We start from the raw sequence: 6,396 nt of genomic DNA, 5'->3' as shown, positions 1-6,396 counted from the left end.
ACCGCCGAACCGGGCCGCGCGGTGCGGGCGTAGAGCGTTCCGCCGGGGCCGGTTCGCACCGGGCCGTCGACGAAGGCGGCGCGCGACGCCTCGAACAGGTCGCGGAACGAGCGCGCCCCGAGCGCGCTCCAGTCCAGCCCCAGCATCCGGAGCCCGTGCCGGTTGGCGGCCACCAGCCGCGAGCCCTCGAAGGCCAGCAGCCCGTCCTGCGCGCCGCCGAACCGGGCGGGATCGGTCTGGAGCCGCACCACGTCCTCGGCGCGGAAGGCGGCCTCGAACAGCCGCCGCTCGATCTGGTCCACGCCCCGGCCGATCAGCTCCAGCGCCTCCGCGCTCGAACCGCCCACGGGACCGGACAGGTCGAGAGCGCCCAGAAGCCCGCCGTCGGGGCCGAAGATCGGCGCCGCGGCGCAGGTGAGGAAGCGGTGGGGCTCGAAATAATGCTCGCCCCCGCGCACCTCCACCGGCCGGCGCTCCATCAGCGCGGCGCCGATGGCGTTGGTGCCGCTCGCGGCCTCGCTCCAGGCGACGCCGGGGCGGAGCGCCACCCGCGCGGCCTTGCCGGCGAAGCCCACGTCGCCGGCGGCGTCCAGCACAAGGCCCGCGCCGTCGGTGAGAATGGCGATGGCGCCCGAGCCCCGCGCCTCGCTGCGCAGCGCCACCAGCTCGCGCCGGCTGGCGCGGATCAGCCGCTCGGAGCGGTCGTGATGCTCCTTCAGCGTGGCGGAGGGCACCGGCTCCAGCATGGGCTGGCCGTGGCTGTCGAAGCCCCGGGCGCGGCAGCGGGCCCAGGAGCTCAGGATCGTCGGCGACACCGCGCCCTGCGGCGCGGCGCCCAGATCGAAGAACTGCCGACGCGCCACGGCGACGTCGGCGGTGGGAGCGGCTCGCTCCATGGCGGTTCATCCCTGTCGTCGCGTTTTGCGACATATGTCGCGACCGTGCCGTCGCGTTCCCGGACACTGTTTCACGACATTGTCCGCCACGTCCACCTTCGTCCTCGCGGAATGCGCCCTAGAATCCACGCCAGCCCCGAAAAGTCAGGCCGTTACCGCGGCGCACAACAACGAAACGCCGCGCGGCGCGCGGACTGGCACGAACCCTGCGAAACGCGGGGCGGACAGAACACAAGTCTTGGGAGAGACGCCATGAACAAGCCCGAACGCATGGAAGCCTTCACGAAGGCCCCCTTCAAGGAGCGCTACGACAACTTCATCGGCGGCAAGTTCGTCGCCCCGGTCGGCGGCCGCTACTTCGAGAACAGCAGCCCGATCAACGGCCAGAAGATCTGCGAGATCGCCCGCTCCCAGAAGGAGGACATCGAGCTCGCCCTCGACGCCGCCCACAAGGCCAAGGACGCCTGGGGCCGCACCTCGCCGGCCGAGCGCGCGCGCATCCTGAACAAGATCGCCGACGTGATGGAGGACAACCTCGACCTCATCGCGCTCGCCGAGACCTGGGACAACGGCAAGCCGATCCGCGAGACCACCGCGGCCGACATCCCGCTCGCCATCGACCATTTCCGCTACTTCGCCGGCGCCGTGCGCGCCCAGGAAGGCTCGCTGTCGGAGATCGACCACGACACCGTCGCCTACCACTTCCATGAGCCGCTGGGCGTGGTCGGCCAGATCATCCCGTGGAACTTCCCGATCCTGATGGCGGTGTGGAAGCTCGCGCCCGCGCTCGCCGCAGGCAACTGCGTGGTGCTGAAGCCGGCCGAACAGACCCCGGCCTCCATCATGGTGCTGATCGAACTGATCGGCGGCCTGCTGCCGGACGGCGTGCTGAACATCGTCAACGGCTTCGGCCTCGAGGCCGGCAAGCCGCTCGCCTCCAACCCGCGCATCGCCAAGATCGCCTTCACCGGCGAGACGACCACCGGCCGTCTCATCATGCAGTACGCCGCCCAGAACCTGATCCCGGTCACGCTGGAGCTCGGCGGCAAGTCGCCGAACATCTTCTTCGCCGACGTGGCGCAGGAGGATGACGACTTCCTCGACAAGGCCGTGGAAGGCTTCGTGATGTTCGCCCTGAACCAGGGCGAGATCTGCACCTGCCCGAGCCGCGCGCTGGTGCAGGAGTCGATCTACGACCGCTTCATCGAGAAGGCGATCGGCCGCGTCAACGCCATCAAGCTCGGCTCGCCGCTCGATCCGGCGACCATGGTCGGCGCCCAGGCCTCCTCGGAGCAGCTCGAGAAGATCCTGAGCTACATCGACATCGGCAAGCAGGAAGGCGCCGAGCTTCTGGCCGGCGGCGGCCGCAGCGAGCTCGACGGCGAACTGGCCGGCGGCTACTACGTCAAGCCGACGGTGTTCAAGGGCCACAACAAGATGCGGATCTTCCAGGAGGAGATCTTCGGCCCGGTGCTCTCGGTCACGACCTTCAAGGACGAGGACGACGCGCTCGCCATCGCCAACGACACGCTCTACGGCCTCGGCGCCGGCGTGTGGACCCGCAACGGCACCCGCGCCTATCGCTTCGGCCGCGGCATCCAGGCTGGCCGCGTGTGGACCAACTGCTACCATGCCTATCCGGCCCACGCGGCCTTCGGCGGCTACAAGCAGTCCGGCATCGGCCGCGAGAACCACAAGATGATGCTCGACCACTACCAGCAGACCAAGAACATGCTGGTCAGCTACAACCCGAAGAAGCTCGGCTTCTTCTGAGGTTCGTCGCAGAGCGACACGGTTGGGGCGGCCTTCGGGCCGCCCTTTCCGTTTCCGCCCTATAACTCACGCGACCGGCGACGAAGACCGGCGCGCCCGAAGGAGGGAACGACCGTCATGACCTCGACCATCCCCCTGCGCGTGACCGCGACCGACGCGGCGCTCGCCCTGATCGCGGAGCTTCGGGCCGAGCACGGCGACGTGCTGTTCCACCAGTCCGGCGGCTGCTGCGACGGCTCCTCGCCCATGTGCTACGCGGTCGGCGACTACCTGCTCTCCGACGCCGACGTGAAGCTTGGCGAGGTGGGCGGCGCGGGCTTCCACATGAGCCCGTCCCAGTTCGAATACTGGCGGCACACCGCGCTGACGCTGGACGTGGTGCCCGGCCGGGGCGGCATGTTCAGCCTGGAGAACGGCCGCGAGGTGCGGTTCCACATCCGCTCGCGCCTGTTCACCGAGGAGGAGACCCGCGCGCTGGACGCAGCCGAGGCCTGAACGGGTCGCGGCTTTACGAGCCGGCGGCGTGAGCCATTTGGGCGTCTCGACACGCCCATCGCCGCGGCCCGCCGCCGCGCAACGCCAGAAGGACGCCCGCCCATGCGCATCGATCTCACCGGCCGCACCGCCGTCGTCACCGGCTCCACCCTCGGCATCGGTCACGCGATCGCCCTTGGCCTCGCCCGCGCCGGCGCGACCGTGGTCGTGAACGGCCGCAAGCAGGAGGCCGTGGACACGGCCCTGGCCGCCATCGCCGAGGCCGTCCCCGCCGCGGCCCTGATCGGCGTCGCCGCGGATGTGGGAACCGCAGCCGGGGCCGAGGCGCTCCACGCCGCCGTCCCGCAGGCGGACATCCTCGTGAACAATGTGGGCGTGTTCGGCCCGCAGGACTTCTTCGACATCCCCGACGAGGAATGGACCCGCTTCTTCGAGATCAACGTCATGTCGGGCGTCCGGCTGTCCCGGCTCTACGCGAAGGACATGGCGGAGCGGGGCTGGGGGCGCATCGTGTTCCTGTCGTCAGAGTCCGCGCTGAACATCCCCGCCGACATGATCCATTACGGCTTCTCCAAGACCGCGAACCTCGCCGTCTCCCGCGGCCTCGCCAAGCGGCTCGCGGGCACCGGCGTCACGGTCAACGCGGTGCTGCCCGGCCCGACGCTGTCGGAGGGCGTGGAGGCGATGCTGCGGGAGGAGGCGGAGAAGACCGGCAAGACGGTGGAGGAGGCCGCCGTGGCCTTCGTGCGGGAGCACCGCCCCACCTCGCTGATCCAGCGCGCCGCCACCGTTGAGGAGGTGGCGAACATGGTGGTCTACGCCTGTTCCGAACAGGCCTCCGCCACCACCGGCGCGGCGCTTCGGGTCGACGGCGGCGTGGTGGACTTCATCGCCTGAGGTCTGGCTTTCTCCGCTCGTCGTTTAGGCTTACTTTGGTCTGAACGACGGGGGGAAAAGCATCATGACGACGCGTAACGGAACGGCCGGTTCGGATCGAATTTTTGCCGGCGAACTCGGCGATCTGGACGTCAGCAACACCTATTCCGGTCTCGCCGGCGACGACAGGCTGTCCGGCGGTTATCTGGCGGACGTTCTGAACGGCGGCGCTGGCGACGACGAGATCTTGGGCAACGACGGGGCCGACCGGATCACCGACGCCAGCGGCTCAAACAAGCTCTGGGGCGACGCCGGAGACGACGTCATTTCAGCCTCGGGCGCAAACAACTCGATCTTCGGCGGGACCGGCGATGACCTGATCACGTTCAGCTTTGGCGGCGCGGTTCTGGATGGTGGGGCGGGAGACGACAGCATCGCCATCTATTCGTCCACGTTCTCCGTCCACGGTAGTGGGGGCGACGACGAAATTCGGCTGTACTCCGGATCGAGCGGCGCAGTCTACGCAGGCCCCGGCGACGATTACATATTGGTGTCGGATTCGACCGCGACTATCGAAGGCGGTCAGGGCGACGACGTTGTTGCGATCCTCAACACCGCCGACCGACGTGTGGAGTTCCGCGGCGGCGACGGCGACGACGTGCTGATCGCCACCGAGGGACGCGACATATTTTATGGCGACGCTGGCGACGACACAGTGAATTACGCGCTCGCAAGCGCGGCCGTGACCGTCGATCTCGCACGAAAGGCGGCGGGCGGCGGCGCCGCGGGCGACATCTGGGTGCGGGTCGAGAACGTGATCGGCTCGAACTTCAATGATGCGCTGCGCGGCGACGGCGCGTTCAACTACATCTTCGGCGATCTGGGGAACGACGTGATCTCTGGCGGCGCAGGCGGCGATCTGCTCGACGGCGGCGACGGAGTGGACCGGCTGGACTACAGCCGCTCCAACGCGGGCGTGACCGTCAACCTCGCCACCGGCGAGGCGTCGGGCGGCCATGCGGAGGGCGACGAGTTCAGCCGGTTCGAAAGCCTCGTGGGCAGCGGTTACGCCGACGTGCTCACCGGCGATGCGATCGCGAACGGGCTGTCCGGCGGGGACGGCGCCGATCGGCTCACCGGCGGCGGCGCGGGCGACAACCTCTCCGGGGGGGCCGGCGCGGACCGCTTCATCTTCCGCGACGTGGGCGACAGCCGCCTGTCTTCCGGCCGGGACGTGATCTACGACTTCAGCCGGGCCGAGGGCGACAGGATCGACCTGTCCGGCATCGACGCCTCGATCGCGGCCGGCGGAAACCAGGCGTTCAGCTTCATCGGAACCAGCGCCTTCACAGCCGGCGTCCAGGGCCAGCTCAACTACAGCGCCTTCAACGGCTATGTGATGGTCTATGGCGACGTGAACGGCGACGGGGCCGGCGACTTTTCGATCCGGCTGCAGAACGTGGCGAGCCTCGCGGCCGGCGACTTCGTGCTCTGACGCAAGGTCGCGGGCCGCGAAACGGGCTCGCGCCGCGCGGGCCGGGTGGATTACAACGGGCGTCCCCGCTCCGGCGCGCCGGAGCGGAAGCCGTTCTTTCAGGAGACGCCCGTGACCGGCCCCCATCGCTCCCCGCTCGACGACGACGCGCTCGACACGCTGTTCCGCTCCGCGCGCAGCCACAACAGCTTCCGGCCCGAGCCCGTGTCCGAGGTGACGCTCCGGGCGCTGTTCGAGCTGGTGAAGATGGGCCCCACCAGCGCCAACGGCCTGCCCGGCCGCTTCGTGTTCGTGACCTCGCCCGAGGGCAAGGAGAAGCTGCTGCCGACGCTGTCGGAGTCGAACCGGGCCAAGACCGCCTCCGCCCCGGTGACGGCGATCGTGGCGCATGACCTGCGCTGGATCGACCACCTGCCGCGCTTCTTCCCCCATGCGGACGCCAAGTCCTGGTACGAGGGCAACGACGCCGCGATCCAGGGCGCCGCGCTGCTGAACGGCTCGCTGATGGGCGGCTACCTGATCCTCGCCGCCCGCGCGCTCGGCCTCGACGTCGGCCCCATGGCGGGCTTCAACGCCAAGGCCGTGGACGAGGCCTTCTTCGCCGGCTCCACCTGGCGGTCGAGCTTCCTCGTCAATCTCGGCTATGGCGACGGCGCCAACCTGTTCGAACGCCTGCCCCGGCCGGAGTTCGACGAGTTCTGCCGCATCGTCTGATCCGGTCCCGGCCATGCGCGTTCTCGCCATCGACACGGCGCTCGGCGCCGCGACCGCAGCCGTGGTCGCGACCGACGGCTCGGCGCCGCCCGCGCTGCGGTCGGAGCCGATGGCGCGCGGCCATGCCGAAGCCCTGATGCCGCTGGC

Annotated in this window: 6 protein-coding genes; 5 read left to right on the top strand and 1 reads right to left on the bottom strand. The window is 69.5% G+C overall.

What is annotated here, in order from left to right; genetic code table 11:
* On the bottom strand, positions 1–896 hold an 896-nt coding region (locus ACFQ4O_RS13760), incomplete at its 3' end, for a sigma-54-dependent Fis family transcriptional regulator (RefSeq protein ID WP_378776282.1).
* Between the two features lie 252 nt (positions 897–1,148).
* Here ACFQ4O_RS13760 and adh point away from each other — a divergent pair.
* The 5 genes from adh to ACFQ4O_RS13735 all read left to right on the top strand — a co-directional run bounded on the left by adh (position 1,149) and on the right by ACFQ4O_RS13735 (position 6,249).
* Positions 1,149–2,669, top strand: coding sequence for an aldehyde dehydrogenase (gene adh / locus ACFQ4O_RS13755; RefSeq protein ID WP_378776279.1), 1,521 nt, complete (start codon positions 1,149–1,151; stop codon positions 2,667–2,669).
* A 117-nt stretch (positions 2,670–2,786) separates the two neighbouring features.
* Complete coding sequence (locus tag ACFQ4O_RS13750) at positions 2,787–3,164, top strand: DUF779 domain-containing protein (protein ID WP_378776277.1); 378 nt, start codon at positions 2,787–2,789, stop codon at positions 3,162–3,164.
* A gap of 102 nt (positions 3,165–3,266) precedes the next feature.
* Positions 3,267–4,061 carry an SDR family NAD(P)-dependent oxidoreductase gene (locus tag ACFQ4O_RS13745; RefSeq protein ID WP_378776275.1) on the top strand — a complete coding sequence of 265 codons (795 nt, stop codon included), beginning with the start codon at positions 3,267–3,269 and terminating at the stop codon, positions 4,059–4,061.
* A 64-nt stretch (positions 4,062–4,125) separates the two neighbouring features.
* Positions 4,126–5,535: a calcium-binding protein gene (locus tag ACFQ4O_RS13740; protein ID WP_378776273.1), complete on the top strand. Its 1,410-nt coding sequence runs from the start codon at positions 4,126–4,128 to the stop codon at positions 5,533–5,535.
* A 111-nt stretch (positions 5,536–5,646) separates the two neighbouring features.
* The gene (locus tag ACFQ4O_RS13735) at positions 5,647–6,249 is read left to right on the top strand and encodes a malonic semialdehyde reductase (protein WP_378776271.1); all 603 of its coding nucleotides are present in this window, start codon (positions 5,647–5,649) and stop codon (positions 6,247–6,249) included.
* The last annotated feature ends 147 nt before the right edge of the window (positions 6,250–6,396 follow it).

Source organism: Methylopila musalis (assembly GCF_042679725.1).
GTDB classification, from domain to species: domain Bacteria; phylum Pseudomonadota; class Alphaproteobacteria; order Rhizobiales; family Methylopilaceae; genus Methylopila; species Methylopila musalis.
This window is presented reverse-complemented; position numbering and strand designations above follow the sequence as displayed.